Origin of the sequence: Luteibacter sp. UNCMF331Sha3.1 (genome assembly GCF_900109915.1) — a bacterium.
GTDB lineage: Bacteria > Pseudomonadota > Gammaproteobacteria > Xanthomonadales > Rhodanobacteraceae > Luteibacter.
Genome location: NZ_FOBU01000001.1, coordinates 1,717,450 through 1,740,313, shown reverse-complemented (window position 1 = coordinate 1,740,313; position 22,864 = coordinate 1,717,450). Strand labels below are relative to the sequence as shown.

The 22,864-nt window shown below is 67.0% G+C and carries 24 protein-coding genes; 14 read left to right on the top strand and 10 right to left on the bottom strand.

Annotated elements, in window-relative coordinates:
- Positions 1–90: 90 nt before the first annotated feature.
- The 7 genes from BMX32_RS07690 (at position 91) to hemC (ending at position 5,749) form a co-directional block, all read left to right on the top strand.
- Positions 91–495, top strand: coding sequence for a DUF350 domain-containing protein (locus BMX32_RS07690; protein WP_211664185.1), 405 nt, complete (start codon positions 91–93; stop codon positions 493–495).
- Positions 496–505: 10 nt separating this feature from the next.
- Entirely contained in the window at positions 506–997 is a 492-nt protein-coding gene (locus tag BMX32_RS07685; protein ID WP_089976435.1) for a hypothetical protein, read from the top strand.
- Positions 997–2,097: a glutathionylspermidine synthase family protein gene (locus tag BMX32_RS07680; protein ID WP_089976431.1), complete on the top strand. Its 1,101-nt coding sequence runs from the start codon at positions 997–999 to the stop codon at positions 2,095–2,097. Before BMX32_RS07685 ends, BMX32_RS07680 begins: the two co-directional genes overlap by 1 nt.
- Before the next feature lie 171 nt (positions 2,098–2,268).
- On the top strand, positions 2,269–2,937 hold the full coding sequence (locus tag BMX32_RS07675; protein ID WP_089976427.1) for an alpha/beta hydrolase: 669 nt from the start codon (positions 2,269–2,271) through the stop codon (positions 2,935–2,937).
- A 44-nt stretch (positions 2,938–2,981) separates the two neighbouring features.
- Positions 2,982–4,043 (top strand): sensor histidine kinase, encoded by a 1,062-nt coding sequence (locus BMX32_RS07670; protein WP_089976423.1) that lies wholly within the window; start codon positions 2,982–2,984, stop codon positions 4,041–4,043.
- On the top strand, positions 4,021–4,731 hold the full coding sequence (locus BMX32_RS07665; protein WP_089976418.1) for a LytR/AlgR family response regulator transcription factor: 711 nt from the start codon (positions 4,021–4,023) through the stop codon (positions 4,729–4,731). The genes BMX32_RS07670 and BMX32_RS07665 overlap by 23 nt, the downstream gene beginning before the upstream one ends.
- A 97-nt stretch (positions 4,732–4,828) precedes the next feature.
- Positions 4,829–5,749: a hydroxymethylbilane synthase gene (gene hemC, locus BMX32_RS07660; RefSeq protein WP_089976414.1), complete on the top strand. Its 921-nt coding sequence runs from the start codon at positions 4,829–4,831 to the stop codon at positions 5,747–5,749.
- Positions 5,750–5,836: 87 nt separating this feature from the next.
- Here the strand turns inward: hemC and BMX32_RS07655 are convergent, their stop codons facing one another.
- Entirely contained in the window at positions 5,837–6,688 is an 852-nt protein-coding gene (locus BMX32_RS07655) for a DUF481 domain-containing protein (protein WP_089976410.1), read from the bottom strand.
- Positions 6,689–6,772: 84 nt separating this feature from the next.
- The gene (locus BMX32_RS07650; RefSeq protein WP_139206692.1) at positions 6,773–7,606 is read right to left on the bottom strand and encodes a hypothetical protein; all 834 of its coding nucleotides are present in this window, start codon (positions 7,604–7,606) and stop codon (positions 6,773–6,775) included.
- A gap of 306 nt (positions 7,607–7,912) precedes the next feature.
- On the opposite strand from BMX32_RS07650, the gene BMX32_RS07645 reads away from it, so the two are divergent.
- Both BMX32_RS07645 and BMX32_RS07640 read left to right on the top strand, forming a co-directional pair.
- Positions 7,913–8,902, top strand: a complete 990-nt coding sequence (locus BMX32_RS07645; protein WP_029214057.1) for a helix-turn-helix transcriptional regulator — start codon at positions 7,913–7,915, stop codon at positions 8,900–8,902.
- Positions 8,903–8,912: 10 nt separating this feature from the next.
- The gene (locus BMX32_RS07640) at positions 8,913–9,854 is read left to right on the top strand and encodes a patatin-like phospholipase family protein (RefSeq protein ID WP_089976403.1); all 942 of its coding nucleotides are present in this window, start codon (positions 8,913–8,915) and stop codon (positions 9,852–9,854) included.
- Positions 9,855–9,905: 51 nt separating this feature from the next.
- On the opposite strand, the gene BMX32_RS07635 is transcribed toward BMX32_RS07640, so the two are convergent.
- The 7 genes from BMX32_RS07635 to BMX32_RS07605 all read right to left on the bottom strand — a co-directional run bounded on the left by BMX32_RS07635 (position 9,906) and on the right by BMX32_RS07605 (position 14,906).
- Entirely contained in the window at positions 9,906–10,622 is a 717-nt protein-coding gene (locus BMX32_RS07635; protein ID WP_089976399.1) for a glycosyltransferase, read from the bottom strand.
- Between the two features lie 80 nt (positions 10,623–10,702).
- Positions 10,703–11,437 carry a DUF3379 family protein gene (locus BMX32_RS07630; protein ID WP_089976396.1) on the bottom strand — a complete coding sequence of 245 codons (735 nt, stop codon included), beginning with the start codon at positions 11,435–11,437 and terminating at the stop codon, positions 10,703–10,705.
- The gene (locus BMX32_RS07625) at positions 11,434–11,967 is read right to left on the bottom strand and encodes a sigma-70 family RNA polymerase sigma factor (RefSeq protein ID WP_089976393.1); all 534 of its coding nucleotides are present in this window, start codon (positions 11,965–11,967) and stop codon (positions 11,434–11,436) included. The genes BMX32_RS07630 and BMX32_RS07625 overlap by 4 nt, the downstream gene beginning before the upstream one ends.
- Before the next feature lie 23 nt (positions 11,968–11,990).
- The gene (locus tag BMX32_RS07620) at positions 11,991–12,863 is read right to left on the bottom strand and encodes a ParB/RepB/Spo0J family partition protein (RefSeq protein ID WP_029213729.1); all 873 of its coding nucleotides are present in this window, start codon (positions 12,861–12,863) and stop codon (positions 11,991–11,993) included.
- A 9-nt stretch (positions 12,864–12,872) separates the two neighbouring features.
- Positions 12,873–13,697: a ParA family protein gene (locus tag BMX32_RS07615; protein WP_029213728.1), complete on the bottom strand. Its 825-nt coding sequence runs from the start codon at positions 13,695–13,697 to the stop codon at positions 12,873–12,875.
- Positions 13,698–13,761: 64 nt separating this feature from the next.
- Complete coding sequence (rsmG, locus tag BMX32_RS07610; protein WP_089976389.1) at positions 13,762–14,403, bottom strand: 16S rRNA (guanine(527)-N(7))-methyltransferase RsmG; 642 nt, start codon at positions 14,401–14,403, stop codon at positions 13,762–13,764.
- Between the two features lie 68 nt (positions 14,404–14,471).
- Positions 14,472–14,906: an SPFH domain-containing protein gene (locus BMX32_RS07605; RefSeq protein WP_089976386.1), complete on the bottom strand. Its 435-nt coding sequence runs from the start codon at positions 14,904–14,906 to the stop codon at positions 14,472–14,474.
- Positions 14,907–15,248: 342 nt separating this feature from the next.
- On the opposite strand from BMX32_RS07605, the gene BMX32_RS07600 reads away from it, so the two are divergent.
- Genes BMX32_RS07600 through BMX32_RS07590 form a run of 3 tightly spaced genes read left to right on the top strand, consistent with a single transcriptional unit; the run spans position 15,249 to position 17,386 of the window.
- A complete protein-coding gene (locus BMX32_RS07600) occupies positions 15,249–15,518 on the top strand; it encodes a hypothetical protein (protein ID WP_089976383.1) in 270 nt (89 codons plus the stop codon).
- Positions 15,518–15,781: a hypothetical protein gene (locus BMX32_RS07595; RefSeq protein WP_029213725.1), complete on the top strand. Its 264-nt coding sequence runs from the start codon at positions 15,518–15,520 to the stop codon at positions 15,779–15,781. The genes BMX32_RS07600 and BMX32_RS07595 overlap by 1 nt, the downstream gene beginning before the upstream one ends.
- 3 nt (positions 15,782–15,784) lie before the next feature.
- Positions 15,785–17,386: a PepSY-associated TM helix domain-containing protein gene (locus BMX32_RS07590; protein WP_089976379.1), complete on the top strand. Its 1,602-nt coding sequence runs from the start codon at positions 15,785–15,787 to the stop codon at positions 17,384–17,386.
- A gap of 29 nt (positions 17,387–17,415) precedes the next feature.
- On the opposite strand, the gene BMX32_RS07585 is transcribed toward BMX32_RS07590, so the two are convergent.
- Positions 17,416–17,937, bottom strand: coding sequence for a hypothetical protein (locus BMX32_RS07585; protein WP_029213724.1), 522 nt, complete (start codon positions 17,935–17,937; stop codon positions 17,416–17,418).
- A gap of 609 nt (positions 17,938–18,546) precedes the next feature.
- On the opposite strand from BMX32_RS07585, the gene BMX32_RS07580 reads away from it, so the two are divergent.
- Both BMX32_RS07580 and BMX32_RS07575 read left to right on the top strand, forming a co-directional pair.
- A complete protein-coding gene (locus BMX32_RS07580) occupies positions 18,547–19,572 on the top strand; it encodes a substrate-binding domain-containing protein (protein ID WP_089976375.1) in 1,026 nt (341 codons plus the stop codon).
- Between the two features lie 238 nt (positions 19,573–19,810).
- Positions 19,811–22,843: a TonB-dependent receptor gene (locus BMX32_RS07575; protein ID WP_089976373.1), complete on the top strand. Its 3,033-nt coding sequence runs from the start codon at positions 19,811–19,813 to the stop codon at positions 22,841–22,843.
- Positions 22,844–22,864 lie beyond the last annotated feature (21 nt).

Here is a 22,864-nt window from a genome sequence, read left to right as displayed (position 1 = left end):
TGCTGGCGATCCCGCGGCAGCGGGCAACCTCGCCACGCTTCGCATATATTTGCGAGGCGGCCAAGGGGAGCCGCGCTCCAGGGAAGCCTCGTGATCGTATCGGACCTGTTCACCCTGCCCGCGTTCGTCGCATACCTCGCGCTGGGCATCCTGTATTTCTTCGCCTTCGTCGTGACCTACATCTGGATCACGCCGCAGCGCGAGATGGCACTGATCCGCGATGGAAACCTCGCCGCGGCGATCAGCCTCGGCGGTGCAGCGATCGGATTCGTCCAGCCGCTCGCCAGCGCCATCGCGCACAGCGTCAATCTCGTGGACCTCGCCGTGTGGGGACTGGTGGCGTGGGTAGTGCAGCTGCTCACGCATTCCGCGCTGAGGCTCGTCGTGCGCGACCTCCGGGGCCAGATCGAGAACGACGTGCGGTCCGTGGCGCTCTTCGTCGCGGTGGTCGCGGTCTGCGTCGGCGCGATCAACGCCGCCGCCATGACCTACTGAGGGCGCCGGCATGAAGAACGACAAGCCGTCCCTGCCGTCCCCGATCCGGAAGGATACGGACGCCCCCCGGGAGGATGCGCGCTTCTCGCTGTCGAAGGACTACCGCCACCCCTCGTTCCATCCCCGTAAGGAGCCCCTGCTGCGCAAGCGCTCCGTCGCGGTGGTCGTCGGCGTGCTCGGCATCGCCGCCGTGGGGATCGCTGCATTCGGCGGCAAGGACGTGCAGCGGAACAGTTATGCGTCGCAGGAGGATTGCGAGCAGGATTACGCGACGGGTCAATGCACGCGCGAGGCGACGTCGTCGGGCTATCGCGGCGGCGGCTACCACTACTACGGCCCGTGGTACCGCAGCGACTGGCGCGACCGGTCGTTCGCCGGCGACCCAGGCCCCGGGCGCAGCTTCCGTGGCGGCGGCGTACCGGGCCATGGGCCGTCGAGCGTCGACTTCGGCCGACGTGGCGGCTTCGGCTCCAGCGGGCGCGTTTCCGCGCGGGGCAGCTGATGCGCCGCGAATCGATCGTGCCCAGGGCCGACTGGCGCGCGAGCGTCGAGCGCATCGGCTTCGACTTCCACACCATCGACGGCCAGGCCTACTGGCGGGAAGACGCCTGCTACGTGTTCGACGAGCAGCAGATCGACGTGCTCGAACGGGCGACGGGCGAGCTGCACGCGCTCTGTCTCGAAGCCGTCGACCGTGTGATCCGCGGCGGGCGCTATCGCGACCTCGGTCTCGACGAGCACGCGGCGGCGCTCATCGAACGGAGCTGGCGCGACCGCGAGCCGTCGCTGTATGGCCGAATGGACCTCTCGTTCGACGGGCGGGGCGCGCCGAAGCTGCTGGAATACAACGCCGACACGCCGACGTCGCTTTTCGAAGCGTCGGTCGTGCAGTGGTACTGGCTGGAGGAGGTCGCCGGCGGCGCGGATCAGTTCAACTCGATCCACGAGAAACTGATCGACCGCTGGGCGTCGTTCGGCCGTCGCAGCCGGATTCATTTCGCCGCCTGCTACGACAACATCGAAGACGGGGTCACCACCGACTACCTGCTCGACACCTGCGTCCAGGCCGGGCTCGACGTGGAGCCGCTCGACATCGAGGAGATCGGCTGGTCGGGCCGCACGTTCATCGATCTCGCCGATCGGCCGATCGAGCGCTTGTTCAAGCTGTATCCGTGGGAGTGGCTGCTCAGCGAAGCCTTCTCGACGCACATTCCCGATGCCGCCACGCGCTGGCTCGAGCCCGCATGGAAGATGGTGCTGTCGAACAAGGCGATCCTGCCCCTGCTATGGGAATGGTTTCCCCGGCATCCGAACCTGCTGCCCGCCAGCCGCGTGCGCGCCGACGTCGCCGGTGCCGCGGTGCGCAAACCGTACTGGGGCCGCGAGGGACAGGGTATCGCCATCCTCGGCGAGCGCGACCCGGGCGACGGTATGCCGCTGCACGTGTATCAGGCACTGGCGCCGCTGCCGGTCTTCGAGGGGCGTCATGCGCTCGTCGGGTCATGGATCGTGGGCGACGAGCCCGCAGGCATCGGCATCCGTGAAGACGGGGATCCGATTACGCGCAATACCAGTTGTTTCGTGCCGCACCTGTTTCGTTGAGGCAAACATGCCCGCTGCCGCGGGATCGCCAGCAGGCTGGCTCCCACCAGATCACCAGCGGGCTGGCTTCCACCTGATGGCTACTGGAGGGTGGGAGCCAGCCTGCTGGCGATCGGCGCTGGCTGAACCTCGCCTGCTACGATTCGGGTCTTTTCCAACGGAAACCGACCCATGCCGCTGCCGACCGTCGAACACGAAACCCAGCCGTCGCCTGTCTGGTCCGTGATCTGGCTGCATGGGCTCGGTGCCGACGGCAACGACTTCGCGCCGATCGTGCCAGAGCTCGTGGATCCCGCATGGCCGGGTATCCGCTTCGTCTTTCCGCATGCGCCGGTGCGGCCCGTCACGGTAAACAACAACGCGCCGATGCGCGCGTGGTACGACATCAAGGGGCTTTCCATCGCCGACCGCCAGGACGCCGAGGGGATCCGCGCGTCCATCGTCGAAGTGGAGGCGCTGATCGCGCGCGAGGTCGAGCGTGGCGTGCCGGCCTCGCACATCGTGCTTGCCGGCTTCTCGCAGGGCGGTGCGATGGCGCTGTCCGCCGGCCTCCGTCATCGCGATGCGCTGGCGGGCATCCTGGTGCTGTCCGCCTACCTGCCGCTGCACGACACGATCGAGGCGGAGCGCAGCGGTGCCAATCATGCGACGCCGGTGTTCTGGGGACATGGCACCGCCGATCCCATCGTGCCGATCGCACTCGGCGAACAGTCGCGACAGGCGCTCGAAGCCCTCGGCCACCGGATCGACTGGCATAGCTACCCGATGGCGCACCAGGTCAGCCTTTCCGAGATCGAGGACATCCGTGGATGGCTGTCCGAGCGCTTCGCCGACGCGTGATCCCGCGCGCGGCGGCTCCGTCGGGCATCCGGCATACTCGCGGCATGTCCGTCACCGAGCTCCCCGCCAGTCCGCGTCCGCCGTCGGCTCCGCTGCCCGATTTCTGCAGCCTGCCGGTGCTTTTCGCGTTGGTGGTGGTCGGTGCGCTCACGGTGACGCTGATGTGGCTGGCCCCCGGTAACGATGGCGACCTGCGCGATTACTGCATCGCCGTGCTGTTCACCAGCTGGCTCTCGATGCTGCTGACCGTCGCGCTGTGCAAGCTGCGTCCGTGGATGCAGCGCCTGTCGTGGATGTGGCCGTACGCGGCGGTGTGGCTGTTGCTGGTGCTCACGGTGGGCGCCAGCGCGGCGGCGGTGAGCTGGTTGGATCACAACCTCACGCTCGGCCTCAGCCCTGATTCCACGTTCGGCTTCGTGCGCGACAGCGTGCTCGCCACCGGGCTGCTGGGCGCCGGCCTGTTGCGCTACTTCTACGTCGTCGCGCAGTGGCAGACGCGTGTCGCGGCCAGCGCGCAGGCGCAGGTCGCGGCCCTGCAGGCACGCATCCGTCCGCACTTTCTCTTCAACAGCATGAACGCGGTGGCGACGCTGATCCGCGTCGATCCCGATGCCGCCGAGCGCACGGTCGAAAACCTCGCCGAGCTGTTCCGGGCGGCGCTCGGCAGCGATCAGGACACCGTCGGCTCGCTCGGCGACGAGCTGGCGCTGGTGGACCGCTACCTCGAGATCGAAACGCTGCGTCTTGGCGAACGGTTGCGGGTGGAGCGCGAGGTCGACGTTCCCACGGACCTTCCGATGCCCCGACTGCTGTTGCAGCCTCTGATCGAGAACGCGATCCGCCACGGTGTGCAGCCGAGCCGCAGCGGCGGCACGGTCCGGCTGACCGGGCGCGTCGCGCGCGGCGGCGTCGAGTTCGTGGTGGACAATCCGCTGTCGGAAGGGCCCGCCGTGCCGGGCACGGGCCACGGTCTGCGCAATGTGCGCGAGCGTGTGCGCTTCCATTTCGGCGAGCGCGCCTCGGTGGAGGCCGCGTCGCACGATGGCCGTTTCGTCGTCACCGTCTTCCTGCCGGAGTCCGCGCGTGCGCGTCCTGATCGTCGATGACGAACCGCTCGCGCGGCTCCGCTTGCGCGGCCTGCTCGCGCGGCGCGCCGACGTCGTCGTGGTGGGCGAGGTCGCCGATGGCGACGCGGCGCTCGACGCGTGCGCGAGCCTGCAACCCGACGTGGTGCTGCTCGATATCGAAATGCCGGGGCTCACGGGCACCGCCGTGGCGCGGCGGCTCGCGTCGCTGACCACGCCGCCCCAGGTCGTCTTCTGCACGGCATACGAGCAGCACGCACTAAGCGCCTTCGATCTCGGTGCTACCGATTACCTGCTCAAGCCGGTGCGCATCGAGCGCCTGGAAGAAGCGCTCGACCGCGCCAGCGCGCGACGGCCCGCGGCGCGTACGGAACGCGGCGCGTGGCTGCGCGCACGCAGCGGCGCCGACGAAGTGCGCGTCGCGCTCGCCGAGGTGATCTACCTGCTGGCGGACGAGAAATACGTCGCCGTCCACCATGGCGGCGGGATGTGGCTGATCGACGAGTCGCTGCGCCAGCTCGAAGCCGCGCACGGCGAGCGGTTGGTCCGCCTGCACCGGAACTGCCTCGTGCCGCGCGAACGCCTGCTGGGCCTGAAGACCCTTGCCGACGGGCGGGTGCTCGCGCGCCTGTCCGGCACCGACGTCACGCCCGAGGTCAGTCGCCGCAACCTGCCGGCCGTGCGCCAGCTCCTGCGCGCACCGTTGTGATTGATCGGGTGGGAGCCAGCAGGCTGGCTCCCACCGACGCTGCGTCGGATCGGCGATTACGAGACAATGGCGGACTGAACGTCAGCCCGGATTCACCATGACCGCACCCCTTCGCATCGCCACCCGCAAGAGCGCGCTGGCCCTCTGGCAAGCCGAGCACGTGGCCACCCTGCTGCGCCAGGCGCACCCGGGGCTGGTGGTGGAGCTGGTGCCGTTGTCCACGCGCGGCGACGAGATCCTGGATCGCTCGCTCGCCACCATCGGCGGCAAGGGCCTGTTCCTGAAGGAACTCGAGGTCGCCATGCTCGAGGATCGCGCGGACATCGCGGTGCATTCGCTGAAGGACGTGCCGGCCGAGCTCGACGAGGGCTTCGTGCTCTCGGCGATCCTGCCCCGCGCCGACGCCGCCGACGCCTTCATCAGCAACCACTACAAGAGCATCGCCGACCTTCCGAACGGCGCACGCGTGGGCACCTCGTCGTTGCGGCGCCAGGCGCAGCTGCGTGCCCTGCGTCCGGACCTTCAGCTGCTGGACCTGCGCGGCAACGTGAACACGCGGCTGGCGAAGCTCGACGACGGCCATTACGAAGCGATCATCCTCGCCTGCGCCGGCGTGGATCGCCTGGGCCTGTCCCATCGCATCACCCTGCGCCTCGCCAGCCCCGACTGGCTGCCGGCGCCGGGCCAGGGCGCGATCGCGGTGGAGTCCCGCGCCGACGACGCACGCGTGCGCGATCTGCTCGCCGTGCTCAACGATGCCGACACGTTGCTGGCCGTCAACGCGGAGCGCGCCCTCAATGCACAGCTCGGCGGGAGCTGCGCGGTGGCGATCGGTGCGTGGTGCGTCGTGGCCGAACACGGCCTCACGCTGCATGGGATGGTCGGCAACGCCGCCACCGGCGACCTGCTGGTCGCCCAGGCGGATTTCGCGGCGGACAAGCCGGTCGAGCTCGGCCACGAAGTGGCCGCGATGCTGATCGCGCAGGGTGCGGCGGAGTTCCTGAAGCCACAGCGCTGATCGCGAGACGCTCTACGGTGGAGCCAGCCTGCTGGCGAAGGGTGGCCGCGGCAAGCAACCTTCGCCAGCAGGCTGGCTCCCATCGCGTCAGAAGTTGTAGACCAGATTCGTCGTCGTCAGCTTGTCGGTCTTCACCGTCCCGGGCTGCGTATCGCTGTTGTAACGGATCTGATAGCCCACCTTGAGCGCCATCTTCTTCGTCATGCTGACCGAGAGGCCGATGTCGTTCTGGTAGTACTGGTTCTTCGAGCCCGCTTCGACCAGCAGCGTGTCTTCCAGCGCCGTGTTGTCGGTGAGGCGGTACTTGGCGTTGATCAGGCCACGGCCGACCACTTCCTTCTCGGCATCCGGCTTATAGGTTTCGCTGAGCGCGTTGCCTTCGGCGTCCGTCGCCGGCGTGCCATCCGCGTTGAGCACGGCGCGCGTCGAGTTGGCCGGCTGGTAGCGCTTGAAACCGGGACCGATTTCGAAGGAGAGCTCGGCACGCTCGTTCTTCAGCGCGATGTAGCCGTAGCCGATCGAGATGATGCCCTGCCAGATGTTGGCGCCGAAGTCGTCGTGCTCGTAACGCGCGGCCGTCACGACGTAGCTGCGCGGGTCGAACTTGTAGCCCACGGACGCGCCGGTGTCGTAACGGTTGGCGGTGGTGCTGAACTTGTCGACCGGGTTGCCGTCCTGGTCTTCGACGGTCACCTCACCCTTGGAGCGCAGGCCGTTGAGGTAGAAGTTGTTCTTCCACAGCTCGTTTTCCTGGCTCAGGCCGAGCTTGGCGTTGGCGTTCTCGGACCGCGAGTTACCGCGCGACGAGGCGAAACCGAATTCGCCCGAGCCGGTCCAGCCGCCGTTCTGGGCGCTGTTCGAATTGGCGTTGGCGTCCTGCGCCGATGCCGTGAACGGCAGGGCGGCAAGAACGAGCGTGGCGATCAGCAGTTTTTTCATCGTCTACCCGGATGTGGAAGGAAACTCGTTGGAATGGGTCCGGCCCTGGGGATGGCCGGTGGCGCCCCCGCGCCCGATCGGTATTCATGCGTGGCTGGCCGTGAGCCTGCCGTAGGCGCGGCCATAGAGCCGCTGCTCGAGACATTGACCGATAACGCAGCTTAACGCCCCCAGACCGGCGGCCAGCGCATGCGCCCGGCCAGCGGGGTGGGAGAGCAGCAGCAACGACGGCAACCCCACCGACAGCAGCGCCACGCAGACCCGCCAGCCCAGCAACCGCAAGGGTCCCCGGCCCGCGGACGTGAGTTGCGCGTCGCCATGCGCCGCCGCCAGCTGGACGAGTGCCCGCCAGCGCATGCCTTCGACCAGCCCCAGCGCGAGCGCGACCCCGAGCAGGGCCATCCGCCAGGGATTGACCGGATCCGCCGGCGTCTCGGACTGCAGGGCGATGCAGAGCCAGAGCCAGAGACCGCCGGCGAACAGGGCGGACACCACTCGTCCGACCGGCTGCGCGTTGGCGATCGACGCTACGCGGGGCGCCAGGTCGCGCGACGCGGCGCGGGCGGTATACACCAGCGTCGCCAGGCTGCTCGCGGCGAGGATGCCGCCGGCGACACGGGTGGCCCAGAAGTCGTTTTCACCGCGCGCGAGGCCCGCGAGCGCGAGCATGGGCAGGAAATTGACCATCGCGATCATGCCCTCGACCGTCGGCATCATCCGCTGGGCGGGATTCCAGCCGTGCCAGTCGGCCGCGAAAGGTAGTCGCAGGCAGGTCGCCAGAAGCCCGGTAGCGGTCAACGCGAGCCCGACGGTGAGCGGCGCGAGCACCTCGCCACGGCCGTCGGGGTACAGACCGAGCGCCAACGCCGTCCCCAGCACCATCCACAGGCCGTAGCCCGTCGAAGTGGCCGTCTGCACGACCACGATCGGGGTAGAGAACAGGTTGCGGGCAGGTTCCCCCGCGTCCGGCCGACCCATCGGGCCCAGCACCGCGGAGCGAGCCTCGTTCGGTTCCGCCATGGTCGGGGGAGGGCCTTGGGAGAATCGCAAAGCAGCATTTTTGCGCCTATTGGCCCCGGGCGCAAACCGGCGGCCCCTACAGGACGTCCAGCACGGCCTCTCTTGCGGACCGCTGCGGCCGACGCCATGCTTGGGTTGCGTACATATGGGCATCACGCCCACGCGGACACACTTCCCGAAGCTCCATCTGCCGGCGACACCCCAATGGACCGCTACGAGCGCATTCTGACACTGCACCGACTGCTGAAGTCGGCCCATTACCCGGTGCCCCTCTCGCGACTGATGGACGAGCTGGAATGCTCGCGAGCCACGCTCTATCGCGACGTCGCTTTCCTGCGCGACGCGCTGGGCGCGCCCGTGCAGAGCGTGGCCGGCGACCAGGCGTCGTTCCGCTACGAGGCCGGCGAAGGCGACAGTTTCGAGCTGCCCGGCCTCTGGCTGACCAGCGACGAGCTCGCCGCGTTGATGGCACTGAACGAGCTGATCGGGCGATCCGATCCCGGCGTGCTCGCCGGCGCGCTCGCACCGTTCAAGGCGCGCATCGAACGGCTGCTCTCCGATCACGGCAGCGGCAAGGCGCTGCCTGTCGACCGCATCCGCGTGATCTCGTGGGGTGCGCGCAAGATGGACCAGCAGGTGTTCCGTATCGTCGCGGGCGCCGTGCTCGAGCGCCGCCAGGTCACGTTCCGGTACAAGGCGCGCACCACCAATTCCGACACCAAGCGCACGGTGTCGCCGCAGCGCCTCACGCACTATCGCGACAACTGGTACCTCGACGTGTGGGATCACGACCGCGAGGCGCTGCGTAGTTTCGCCGTCGATCGCATCGCCGATCCGCAGGCCCTGGACGCGAAGGCGAAGGACGTCGAGGACGCCGAGCTCAACGATCTGCTCGCGTCGAGCTACGGCATCTTCGCCGGCAAGCCGAAGGCCTGGGCGACGATCCGGTTCTCGTCGCATGCGGCGCGCTGGGTCGCCGACGAACACTGGCATTCGCAGCAGAAGGGCGAGTGGCTGCCCGACGGCCGCTACGAACTCAAGGTGCCGTACTCCAATTCGCGCGAACTGCTGATGGACGTGCTGAAGTACGGACCCGACGCCGAGATCGTCTCGCCGTTGCCGCTCCGCGAAGAAATGAAGATCCTGCTGCAGCTGGCGTTGTCCGGCTATCAGGCGAACGGCAACCACCACTGAAAGGCCGTCCATGAGCGACCTCGACATCGCAGATCCCGGCGCGGTGCCGGCCTCGAGCGGCGAACCGCGCAAGCCGCGCGTCGCCCTGGCGCTCGGTGCCGGCGCGGCGAAGGGCCTGGCGCACATCGGCGCGATCGAAGTGCTCGAGGAGCGCGGCTTCGAGATCGTCGCGATCGCGGGCACGTCGATGGGTGCGCTGATCGGCGGCATCTACGGCATGGGCAAGCTCGACATCTACCGCGACTGGGTATCGACGCTCGCGCGTTTCGACGTGCTGCGACTGGTCGACTGGAGTTTCTCGGGCGGCGGGTTCATCAAGGGCGACCGGATCATGGCCGCGCTGCGCGAACTCATCGGCGAGGTCAACATCGAGGAACTGGACATCGCGTATACCGCGGTGGCCACCGACATCGATCGCGAGCGCGAAGTGTGGCTGACGAAGGGCCCGCTGTTCGACGCGATCCGCGCGTCGATCGCGATCCCCACGCTGTTCCGTCCGTACGCCCATGAAGGACGCCGCCTCGTCGACGGCGCACTGCTCAATCCGCTCCCGGTGCTTCCGTTGATGCGCGAAGACGCCGACTACGTGATCGCGGTGAGCGTGGACGGCGCGGCGCAATTCCCGAAAGCTCCCGAGAAGGACGTCACGGCCGTCTCCGATGCCGGCTATGTCGCGAAGCTGGGCCGTCTGATCGGCAAGGTGTTGCCGCTGGGCGAAACCAAGACACGCGATCCCGGCGCGTTCGACCTCATGACGCAGTCGATGGACCTCATGCAGGCGAACCTGTCGCGCCTGCGCCTCGCGGCGTATCCGCCGGACCTTCTGGTGGAGATTCCGCGCAACGTGTCGGCGGTGTACGAGTTCTACCGCGCGCGAGAGCTCATCGAGCTGGGGCGCGAGCGTACCGCGGCGATGCTGGATGCATGGCATCCGCGGGTGCTGTCGCGCTGAGCATCGCGGCTCCCGTAGGAGCCGCTATAGCGGCTCCTACACATACCGCTGTCAGATCTCTTCGGTGCGCGTGACCTTGGCCCGGCGCATGAGCCACGCCACGCCGCGCAGGTCGGCCAGGCCGACCCAGAGGCGGTCGAGCATGCCGTACTTCGAGGTGCCCGCCGTGCGCGGACGGTGACCGACCGGCACGCTCTGGCTCGCGAAGCCGGCGCGCTTCACCAGGGCAGGCAGATAGCGGTGCATGTGGTCGAAGTAGGGAAGGCGCAGGAAGGTCTCGCGCTCGAACAGCTTGAGGCCGCAGCCCGTGTCCGGCGTGTCGTCCTGAAGCATGCGAGAGCGGACCGCGTTGGCGATCTTCGACGAGATGCGCTTGTTGAAGCTGTCGCGGCGCGTGACGCGCCAGCCGGCGAAGAGCTTCAGCTCGGGCGCGGCACCGGCACGGGCGGCCAGCAGCTTCGGGATGTCGGCGGGGTCGTTCTGGCCGTCGCCGTCGAGCGTGGCGATCCACGGCGCGCGGGCCGCGCGGACGCCGTTGGACACCGCGGTGCTCTGCCCGCTGCGCGTGACGTGGCGGATGATGCGGAGTTCCGGGTACTGCGCGCGGGCGGCGGTGAGCACGGCGACGCTGTCGTCGGTGCTGTCGTCGTCGACGTAGATGATCTCGAAGTCGATCCGGCCGCGCAGGGCCGAGGCGATCTCGGCGAGAAGGGGCGGGATGTTGTCGCGCTCGTTGAAGACGGGCACGACCACGGCGAGTTCGGTCATCTCGGTTCCGGGTGCGGCTGGGTCGGGGGCCGCATTATCGCCCATCGACCGCCGGATGGGGCGGCGGTCTCAACGACCGTTCAGATCCGCCCGACGACGGGCGCTCCGGAGCCTTCGATCGCATCGCGCCAGCCGCGTGCGACGGCGTCCATCGTCTGTCGGCTCGCACCCTGCGCCAGCACCACGAGCGTGCCGCCACTGAGCGCGATCTGCCGGCCGTCCCAGCCGTCGCGATGGAAATCGATCGTCGCCTCGCTCATGGTGCCCGGCATGTAGAGCGCCACCACGGGCTCGTCGTTCATGCGCGTGACGAGGTGGACGGCGGCATGCGTGCCCACCATGCAGTCGTGCACGTAGGTGACGCCGCCGGGTGCCGGGCCTTTCAGCGTCGCCGAGCGGCCGAGGAAGCCGGCCTCCACCTGGGCGTCCGTCATCGGGCGTGTGAGATTCAGCGCGTCGAGCTCGCCCGGCATGTGCGCCACGGCGAGGGCGGGCAACGAATTCAGGTCGGCGTGGCGCCAGAACATGCCGGCGCCCATGAAGGCGATCAGCAGGGAGGCGGCCATGGCCATCCAGACCCGACGCCGCACCACCTGGCCCCGACGCTCGCCGGTGGCCTGCGCCAGCAGGATGCGATCGGCCAGCCCGTCGGGCACGGGCACGGCCATGGCGGCTTCGAGGTCGTCTTCGAAACGCTGGGCGCGCTGCCAGAACGCGGCGCATCCGTCCTTGCAGGTGTCGCGATGGGCGATGAGCTCCGGGTCCCGCGAGCGGGGTTCGGCGCCGATACGGCGGCGGAAGTCGAGGCAGTTCATTTCCGGCTCCCCTCGGCCAGGGCGCGTCCGCCGAGAAGGTCTTTCAGTCGTTGTCGGGCGCGAAACAGCTGGGTCGTCACCGCGCCCGGCTGCTGGCCCGTGCGTTCGGCGATCTCGTCGCCGGTCATGCCACCCAGCACCTGCATGGCCAGCGGGTCGCGGTATTTCTCGGGCAGCTTCAGGATCGCCTCGCGCACCTGCGCGGCGTCGCCGCTGCGCTCGGGGCTGGCGAAGGCGGTGTCCTCGACCACGGAGTCGTCGAGCTCCACGGTATCGAATCGCTTGCGCTCGTAGAGGCGGGCGTTCTCGCGGCGCAGAATGGTGAACAGCCACGGCTTGGCCGATTCGGCGTCGCGGAGGGCGTCGAGGTTCTTCCACGCACGCAGGAACGTCTCCTGGACCAGGTCCTGGGCGACGGTCTCGGAGCGCGACAACCAGAAGGCGTACCGATAGAGGTCGGCCGACAGGGCGCGCACCATGGCTTCGTACTGGCGCTGCTTGGGATTCACACCCTTAACGACCGGCGCCATCTTCGATTCCTTACAGGTTCCGCTCAGCGGACCTTGGAAAGGATGCCATCCAGCTCGTCGAGGCTGTGATAGTGGATGACGAGCTTGCCCTTGCCGCCGCGGCCGTGCGCCACTTCCACGCGCGTGGCGAAGCGCTCGGCGAGTTCGCGCTCGAGGTTGACGATGTTCGGGTCGGCGGCCGGCGCCTTCGCCTTGCCCTTCGGTTCGAGCTGGGCCTTGCGGGCCGCTTCCTCGAGTTCGCGCACCGTCCAGCCGTTACGCGCCGCTTCCAGCGCCAGCGGTTCGGCGATGGTGGCGGGCAGCGTGAGCAGGGCGCGCGCGTGGCCCATTTCCAGCTTGCTTTCGTCGAGCAGCTGCTTGATCGACGCCGGCAGGTCCATCAGGCGAAGCAGGTTGGATACCGCGGCGCGCGACCGGCCAACCGCGTCGGCGGCCTGCTGGTGCGTCAGGTCGAACTCCTCGATCAGGCGGTGCAACGCCTGGGCTTCTTCGAGCGGCGTGAGCTCCTGGCGCTGGATGTTCTCGATCAGCGCCATGGCGAGCACGGACTGTTCGGGCACGTCCTTGACCAGGGCCGGGATCTCGCTCATCGAGGCGCGCTGGGCAGCGCGCCAGCGGCGCTCGCCGGCGATGAGCTCGTAGCTGTTCTTGCCGATGGCGCGGACGACGACGGGCTGGATCAGGCCCTGCGCCCTGATCGACGCCGCCAGCTCGTCGAGCGCTTCGTCGTTCCAGTGGCGGCGCGGCTGGTACTTGCCCGCCTGGATGTGATGGATCGGCAGCGTGCGCAGCTCGCCTTCCTGCTCGACGATGGAAGGCGCGGCATCCGGGCCCGCACCGCCACCGAGCAGGGCATCCAGGCCCCGGCCAAGTCCGCGTTTTTTCGCTGCTGCCATGGATATTCCTTAAGAGGCCGTCGGCGCGGCTTCGTCGATGTCGGTCGCGTCGCCCGCGCCCTGCGCCGTCGACGCGCGCTCGCGGCGGATGATCTCGCCGGCGAGGCCGATATAGGCGATGGCGCCGCGCGAGCCGCGGTCGTAGAGATGGATGGGCTGCCCGTGACTCGGCGCTTCCGCGAGGCGGACGTTGCGCGGAATGATCGAGCGCAGCACCTTCTCGCCGAAATGCTGGGTGAGCTGCGCCGACACCTCGTTGCCGAGGTTGTTGCGCACGTCGTACATGGTACGCAGCAGGCCTTCGACTTCCAGCTTCGGGTTGAGCCGCTGGCGCACCGCTTCGATGGTGTCGAGCAGGCTCGACAGGCCTTCGAGCGCGAAGTACTCGCACTGCACCGGAATCAGCACGCCATCGGCGGCCGTCAGCGCGTTGAGTGTCAGCAGGTGCAGCGACGGCGGGCAGTCGATCAGGATGGTGTCGTAGCGATCCGACACGCGGGCGAGCTGTTCCTTCAGGCGCTGCTCGCGGGCCATCTGGTCCATGAGCTTCAGCTCGGCGGCGGTCAGGTCGCCGTTGCCCGGCAGCAGGTCGTAGCCGGCCTCGGTACGCACGAGCACGTCGGCGATCGAGGCCTCGTCGAGCAGCACCTCGCAGCCGTTCGGCTTGGTGTTGTACTTGTCCACGCCCGACGCCATCGTGGCGTTGCCCTGCGGATCGAAGTCGACGAGCAGCACGCGTCGCTTCGCGGCGGCGAGGGCCGCGGCGAGGTTGACGGAGGTGGTGGTCTTGCCGACGCCGCCCTTCTGGTTGGCGACTGCGAGGATGCGGGCCATGGGGTACCGGTAGCTGCCGTGCGCGGAAAGGGCGTTAGCGTAGCATCCCGAAGCCGGATGCGGCCTACGGCGCGCCGGACCCGCGGCGGATGACGACGAGATGTCGCTCGCCTTCGACGCCCGGGACCCTGAGCACGTGGATGGCCTCCACCCGGAAACCCTCGGGGACGCCGTCGAGTTCGTCGGCCGGGTGCTTGCCCTTCATCGCCAGCCAGGTGCCGTTGGGAGCGAGCAGGTGCCCGCCCCAGTTCAGCATGTCGGCCAGTGTCGCGAAAGCGCGTGCGGTCACGCACTCGAACGTGCCTTCGACATCCTCGACCCGGCTCTGCAGCGCACGTCCGTTGACCAGCTTGAGCGAGCGGATGGCCTCGCGGAGGAAGCGGACCTTCTTGCCGTTCGAATCGACCATGAGCACTTCGCGTGCCGGCTCGGCGATCGCCAGCGGAATGCCAGGAAGGCCGGGGCCCGTGCCGAGATCGGCGACGCTGCGCCCATGGACGAACGGCAGGATGGCTAGCGAGTCGATCAGATGCCGGGCGACCTGCTCTTCGTCGTTGCGGATGGCCGTGAGGTTATACGCCGAGTTCCAGCGCTCCAGGAGTTCGCGGTAGTCGAGCAGGCGCTCGACCGCGCCCGCGGGCAGCGAGACGTCGAGGCTGGCGATGCCGCGTTCGAGTTGGGCTTGCAGAACGTCGCGCGCGGTCATGCGGCACCTGGAGAGGGCGGGGGTCGCAAAGTATGGAAGCGCCGGCGCGATGGCGCCAGCGGAAGCGATCAGGCGGCGTCGAGCTCGACGCGGGTCACCAGCATGCCGCGGGCGCGGAGCGAGCCGTTGACGGTGTGCTTGAGCTGGGTACCGACGGCGCGGCGATCGGCCTGGTGGGCCGTGCTGGCGTCGCGCAGGGCGGCGACCACGTTCGTGCGGATGAGGTCCGGAGCCTCGTCGATGACTTCGTCGGCCACTTCGGGCTCGAGCACCTGCCAGTACACGGTGCCGCCGTCGAAACGAAGCACCTGGCCGCCGAGGTCGATCTTGTGGGCGACGCGGTCGATCATCGGAAGCACGACATGCGTGCCGGCGCCGAGCAGGGCGGGCGAGCGGCCGAGACGACGCACGCTGTAGACCTGACCCTCGGGAATGCGTCGGACCGACACCGCCGCGAGAGCGAAGGCAACGAGGGTCGTGACGATGAGGGCGGAGGTCAACATGGCAGTTACATCAATAAGTTATCGGCTTTTCCTGTCGCACCGCGCAGCGAGACGCCGCATCGCGATGATCGTTGGGGTGTTAATTCTAATTTAACGGCGCAGGTTAACGCTAGTTTTACCAAACCCCCATGTTCAGTTAGCGGACGGGTTGGTCAAAACTTGAGCAGCCACACCGGATTGGTCAGTTTCTGACCGGACCACTGGGGCAGATCTCAGCCGGCGGCCCTTGGCCGCGACGATCTCCGGGCATCGGTTCAGACGCAGCGCGATGGCTACGGGCCGCACGTTGCAGGTGCGGCGCGAGTGAATGATACTGATTATCAATTCGATCCGAGCATCCCGATGAACGTTCTTGGTTGCCTGCTGGCGGTGGTCGCCATGTCCCTCGCGTACCTGTGCTCGCCCAATCAGCGCCTGCGTGCGCATCCGCTGGGGGGCCGGGCGAAGGTCGCGGCGTGGGCCACCGGCGCCGGCGCGCTCGCCGCCTGGATCGGCGGTGAAACCTCCCTGCCCGGCATCTTCGCCGCGCTCACCGCGCTCATGCTCGCCGCGGTCGCGCTGCCGTATCTCACGTGGCTGCTTCGCCCTGCCGCCGCCCGGAAGCCGCGCTGATGCTCGCCCGTACCTTCGCCGGCATCCTGCTCGGTCTGCCGCTGTCGATGGCGATCGTCTCCGTCGCGATCTGGGTATGGCCGCATTCCAGCGAGTCGGTCGTCATCCCGATGATGGTGGTCTTCTTCCCGTTATGGATCGGCATCATGGCGGCGACGTTCCTATTTCGCAGCGGCATGCGTGCGTGGGCGTGGCTCGCCGTGGCCAACGTCGCCGCTTTCGGCGCGCTCTTCGTCGCCAAGCACACGCTGCCCGGACTCTGATCGATGAAAGCTGCGACGATCCGCACGTTTACCACCGTGCATACCTGGACGGGGCTGCTCGCCGGCTTCGCGCTGTTCATCGCGTTCTACGCGGGCGCGCTGACGATGTTCCACGAAGAGATCGACACCTGGGCCTTGCCCGAGGCCGAGGTCGCACGCGCCGACACGATGGACCGCGCCCACCTCATGCTCGCCGACATCGTCGCGAAGCATCCCGCGGCGGCCGAACAGATCGGCGTGGTGTATCCCGCCGACCATCCGTCCCACGAAGTCGCGGCGTACTGGATGGAAAAGAACGGCGACTGGAAGACCCAGGCGCTCGACGACAGCGCGCCGCACGATTCGGAAGACCACGAGCACGGGCTCGCGGACTTCGTCTACGAACTGCACTACGACCTCGGCATTCCCGTGGTCGGCATCTACCTGATGGGCATCGTCAGCGTGATCTATGGCCTGGCCTTGCTGACCGGCCTGCTGATCCACCTGCCGAACCTCGTGCGCGAGCTGTTCGCGCTGCGCCCCGGACACAACCTCAAACGCCTGTGGCAGGACGCGCACAACGTCATTGGCATCCTCAGCCTGCCCTTCCACATCGTCTTCGCGATCACCGGCGCATTGCTCTGCCTGACGCTGGTGATGCTCGTGGCGTTCAACACGGTGGCGTTCGACGGCAAGCTGATGACCGCCTTCGAGCGCATGACCAGCGCACTGCCGGAGACGCACGGCAACGGCGGCACGGCGCAGATGCTGTCGCCTGCCGAACTCGGCGCGCGCGCGCGACAGGCGGCGCTCGCCGCCGGCGCCAGCACGTTCGAACCCGACTACATGCGTTACGTGCACTACGGTCAGCAGGGTGCGACGGCGGAAGTACGCGGCACGTCGACGAAGACGCTCGGCGAATACGGTGCGGTCGCGCTCGACGCGATCGATGGCCGCGTGCTCAACGTGCAGCTGACGGGAACGCGCGATGCGAATCATGCGACGTACTCCGCGATCTTCGGTCTGCACTTCGGCACGTTCGGCGGCCTGTCGTTACGCTGGCTCTATTTCCTGCTGGGCCTCGCCGGGGCGTTCCTCTTCTACTCGGGCAACCTCCTCTACATCGAGACGCGACGCAAACGGCGCAGCGCCGAGCAGCCGATGAAGGTGCGCGCGATGGCGACGGCGACCGTCGGTGTCTGCATCGGCTCGTGCTTCGCGATTTCGATGACCTTCCTCGGCAATCTGTTCGCACCGTTCTTCGGCCTCGAGCCGACCGCGGTGGTGCAACCGGTGTGCTTCACGGCGTTCGCCGCAGCGATCCTCTGGACGGTCTGGCGACGTCCGGCGAGGGCCGCGGTCGACCTCCTTTTCGCCACCGCCGTCGCCAGCGTCGCGGTCGGCGTGCTCGATGCCACGATCCATGCCGATCGCCTGATGCGCACGTTGGCCGAAGGCCGTTACGCGGTGCTGGGTCTCGACGTCGTCGCCATCGCCATGGGCGTCGGTTTCGCGTGGCTGGGCGTCGCGACGCGACGCCGCGCCATCGACGGCGATCCGTGCAGCGTCTGGTCCTCACGCCCTGTTACGGCGACGACTGGGCAGCGCGAACTCCAGAAGGCCTGAAGGCCGGGTGGCCGTTCTCCTGACCTCGGTCAGAGCGCGTCCGATGCGGACTGCGTGCGACGATCCATGACGGTCTCCTGATCGCTCCGCTCCGCGGACACGTGCAGCAGGAGTTCGTTGCTGGTGACGTCTCGTTGCGCGACGGGTACGAACGCCTCTCGTTCCTCGGGCGTGCTCACGTCGGGGTCGGGGTCGGGCTGCTGGCTCAGGCGTGCGACGAACCGGACTCTATAGTCGCCCTTTCTGTCGAGCATGTACGACGCGCTGAGATCGACCTCCTTGTGTGCCGATTGTCCCGGCATGATCTTGACGAAGTGCGAGAGTCGGGTCGGGCCCCAGTAGCCCGGTCCCGAACCGACGTAGGGCATGCGACGACCCGTCGCATCGGTGACGACGAACTGATCGCCCGGGAGCGCATCGTCGTTTCGACCGAACGGCGTTGACGGCTTGTGGAGAAAGACCGGTTGATCGCCCATGTTGAGGAACGTGACGTCGATTCGCACCTTGTCGTTTTCCGGCGGCCGCGTCGTCTCCCGGATGACAACTTCCACGTGCCCCTCTGCCCATGCCAGATCTGGCTGTAGTGCGGCTATCAGGAACAGCGACCTCAATGTCGCCTGCCTCGCATGAGTGAATGCCGCGTCGAGTGTCTCGTGCCACGCTGGCTTTTGGGTTTCCTGCATAACGTCCTTCTGCATAACTGCCTCGCTTCATCCAGTGACCCTTCGAACTGCGAAGGGGAGCGAGACCATAAGCAGTCAGGTCGACAAGGACGAGCGTCGCTGATGCAAGACGTGACGCCACCGGCACTTTTAGAAGCCGTCCAGGATTCTCATTATTTCCTGCGGCCGTTCTGCTATGGGCAATGCGGTTTGTGCTCGCATGTAACGCCCGTTACGTGGTGCTAGTCGTGACAGCTATTTAACTGGGTGAAGGCGATGTGCACGTCGTTCGTTGCGCCGCAGCACGCGGCGCCATACCACTCAAATCACTGACTCCACACCCATTTTCACCCGATGGGATCAAGTGGTATGCACACCTGAGGTAGATACTGCGGCATCGCAGCAAGCCCATGTTTTTGAACGCTTTACAAGCCCGTATGAAAACGTTTACGTTCCGCGCCGACGAGACCCGGGAGGGGTCGCATACAAGGGCGTGAACTGGTGAGTGTGACGATCAAAGACGTCGCGAGGATGGCCAACGTATCGGTGGCCTCCGTGTCGCGCGCGCTGAATGGGCACAGTGGGGTAACGGCCGAGACGCAGAAGCGCATCCGCGAGGTGGCCGCCCGTCTGCGCTACGTGCCGCACAACGCCGCACGCAGCCTCATCACTCGCCGCACGCAGACCATCGGCGCACTGCTTCCCGACCTGCACGGCGCATTCTTCTCGGAACTGATCCGCGGTATCGACCTCGCGGCGCGCGCTCGCGGCCTCTATCTGCTGGTATCCAGTTCGCATGGCGATGCGACCGAAGCGGCGATCGCGCTGCGGGCCATGCAGGGCCGCGTGGACGGTCTGCTCGTGATGTCGCCGCACGCCGACGAGGCGTTCCTCGACGAAAACCTGCCTGTCGTGCTGCCCACGGTGCTGATCAACAGCCACGTGCGCTCCGAACGCCACGCGGCACTCGACGTCGACGACTTCGGCGGCGCGTACGCGATGACCGAGCACCTGCTGTCGCTCGGCCGCAAGCGCATCGCGTTCATCGGTGGCCCGGAAGTGAACCACGACGTGCAGGAGCGTTGCCGCGGGTATCGCGAAGCGATGGCGGCGGCAGGCCTTGCCGATCGAGCCACCGTGATCGCCGGCGACTTCACCGAAGAGTCCGGCTACCACGCGGGCAAGCAGGCGCTGTCGATGGTGCCGCGCCCCGACGCGATCTTCGCCGCCAACGACATGATGGCCATCGGCTGCCTCTCCGCGCTTTCCGAAGCGCAGGTGCGTACGCCGGCGGACATCGCCGTGGTCGGCTTCGACGACATTCCCATGGCGCGCTACGTCACGCCGCCGCTCAGCACCGTCCGCGTGCGCATCGCCGAGCTCGGCGAAGCCGCACTCGAACGCCTGGTGCGCATGATCGAAGCCGCCGACGACGCGCCGCCGGAACCGCGCGCCGTCGTCGGCACCGAACTCGTCGTCCGCGCCTCCTGCGGGGGCAGCGACACGGTACGACGACGGGCCTGATACCCGTCGGACACGCGGCTTGCCGGGCCGCGGACTGGAATCCCAGGACGGCGCTTTTCGAAGGACTTCGCTCGACATATCCCATCCGCGAACGCGGAGGGACGAGACATACGGGGCAGCACGCTTCGACAAGAGTGGCATCGAGCCACCGCGAGAACGACAAGAAGGTCGACCACCGTACGTTTCGTTCGCTGGATCGGATCACACAACACAGAAGAACACTTGGGAGAGGGGAACAATGAAAGCCTCGATGCAGTTCAAGAAGAAATTGCTCGTCAGCGTCATCGCGACGGCCGTCGCCGCCGTCGCCATGCCGACCATGGTCATGGCCCAGTCCGCCAACGCGACGCTTCGCGGCAAGGCGACGCCGGGCGCTAACGTCACGGTGTTCAATTCGCAGACGGGTCTCACGCGTCACGCCACGGCCGGCCAGGACGGCTCGTATATCATCAACGGCCTGCCGCCCGCGACGTACCGCGTCGATGCCGGTCCGGGGACCGAGCAGAACGTGACGCTGACGGTCGCGTCGACCGGCACGCTGAATCTCGCCGCGCCGGCCACGCAGGGCCCTTCCGCCAATGCGGCCAACGCGACGCAGATGGAAGGCGTCTCGGTCGCGGCCACCACGCTCGAAGAAGTGAAGACGCCGGAAGTCGGCCAGACGATCTCGCTCCACCAGATCGCGACGATTCCCCAAGCTTCGCGTAACTTCCTCGAGTTCGCCGACACCGTGCCGGGCATGGTCTTCTCTGTCGATGCGAAGGGAAACACGTCGCTTCGCGGCGGTGCGCAGAACAACAGCTCGACGAACGTCTACATTGACGGTGTCAGCCAGAAGAGCTACGTGAAGGAAGGCGGCGTCTCCGGCCAGAACAACAGCCAGGGCAATCCGTTCCCGCAGCTCGCCATCGGCGAGTACAAGGTCATCACGTCGAACTACAAGGCCGAGTACGACCAGGTCTCGTCGGCGGCGATCACGGCCGAGACAAAGTCGGGCACGAACGAATTCCACGGCGAAGTGTTCGGCACGTACACCAACGACGCGTTCCGCAACCGCACGCCGATCGAAGAGAGCACCGGCCGCAAGGTCGACTCGGAGTCCAAGGAATACGGCTTCGCCCTGGGCGGCCCGATCATCAAGGACAAGATGCACTTCTTCATCGCCTTCGAGCAGAAGAAGTTCGACACGCCGATCTCCGTCGTCCCGAACAGCATCAACTTCGCCGGCGACGTCACGCCGCTCCTGCCCGCCAACGTGCAGTCGGAACTCGGTTCCGCGAACCTCAACTTCGATGAGAAGCTGTACTTCGGCAAGATCGACTGGGAACTCACCGACCGCGATCGCATCGAGATCAGCACGCAGGTGCGTCGCGAAACGCAGATCTCCGGCATCGGCACCGGCACCGCGCCGTCGGCCGGCGTCAACAACGAGAACCACGACACGCGCGGCACCTTCAAGTGGGCGCATAGCGGCGACAGCTGGTACAACGAACTGATCCTCACGTTCGAGAACGCATACATCAACGCGTTCCCGCTCCAGCCCGGCAATGGCTACACCTACAGCTGGCAGCCGGACACGAACAACCCGACGATCATCACGACGGGTTCGGCCGATCCGCGCGCGACGCAGACCAAGAGCCAGGAAGGTCCGAGCATCTCGGATCAATTCACTTTCAACGATCTCGAATGGCATGGCGACCACGTCGTGAAGTTTGGCTACAAGTTCAAGTCGATCGAACTGAAGGCGGCCGATGCTGCCGCGCAGAGCCCGCAGTTCTTCTACGACGTGAACCCGACGGGCGTCTCGTCGCAGCCGTGGCAGGTGTTCTACGCGTCGGCTCTTCCCGGCACGAGCGGCGTCGCCGAAACGACGGCGCGCCAGTACGGCATCTTCGCGCAGGACGACTGGTCGGTTAACGACCACCTGACGCTGAACCTCGGCGTTCGCTGGGACTACGAAGTCAATCCGTCGTACAACAACTTCGTGACGTCGCAGCGCGTGCTCGATGCGATCAATTCGCCGAATCCGTACGCCGGTGCGGCACCGGGATCCACCTACGGCGACGCGCTCGCCGCCGGTGGCGTCAATCTCAACGACTACGTCAGCGACGGTCACAACCGTCATTCGTTCAAGGGTCAGTGGCAGCCGCGTCTCGGCTTCTCGTACGACCTGTTCGCGGACGAAGCGCACGTGATCCACGGCGGCGCGGGTCGTGCATACGACCGTAACCTGTACGACTACTTGCAGACCGAAGTCACCAAGCAGGCGCTGCCGCAGACGACGCTCCGCTTCAACATCCCGACGCATCCATGCGACACGACGTCCGCCACCTGCGTGCCCTGGAATCCGGAGTTCCTCAACGGCCAGAACGTGCTGCAAAACTACCTCGTCGGCGGCAATGCCGGTCAGGAAGTCGACATGCTCAACAACAAGCTTAAGGCGCCGTACAGCGACCAGTTCAGCCTGGGCATGTCGAATACGATCGGCGAATGGCTGACCGACGCCACGGTGACGCGTGTGCTCAGCAAGGACGGCTTCGCATTCACGCTCGGCAACCGCTACCCCAACGGCGCGTTCTTCCAGAACGGCTCGCAGCCTTGGGATTATCCGATCCCGAACGTGGGCGGCTTGATCCTCGGCGACAACGGCATCCAGACCCGCACGACCCAGGTCCTGCTGTCGGCGCAGAAGCCCTATACCCGCGAGTCCGGCTGGAGCACGAGCCTGTCGTACACGTTCTCGCACTCGAAGCAGAATCGCGACATCAACGAGCACTACTCGTTCGATGAGCCGACGATCGGCGACTACCCGTTTATCACGTCGAACGCCGTGGCCAAGCATCGCTTCGTCGGTACCGGTGCGGTCGATCTGCCGTGGGGCATCTCCGGCTCGATCAAGCTCACCCTCGCCACGCCGCTGCCGAAGAACGCGGCCGCCTGCTACGGCCAGATCGAGCCGAACGGATCGAACTGCATGCCGATGGCCGCCACGCCGAGCGGTGCGAAGTTCCTCGTCGGTGGCGACATCTGGGGCTACCGCGACGTCGACATGCAGCTGACCAAAGACTTCGTGATCAGCGACGACGTGAAGATCTACGCGCGCTTCGACCTGCTGAACGTCTTCAACTGGAAGAACTACGCGGACTCGGATTACCTCGTGAACTGGGGTTCGGACGGCATCCTCAACAGCCGCCCGGTGGCAGTGAACAAGAAGGGCAACATCACCTATCTGCCGCGCACCGCCCGCTTCACTGTGGGTCTGAAGTTCTAATCCACCCTGGCGCATCCGGGC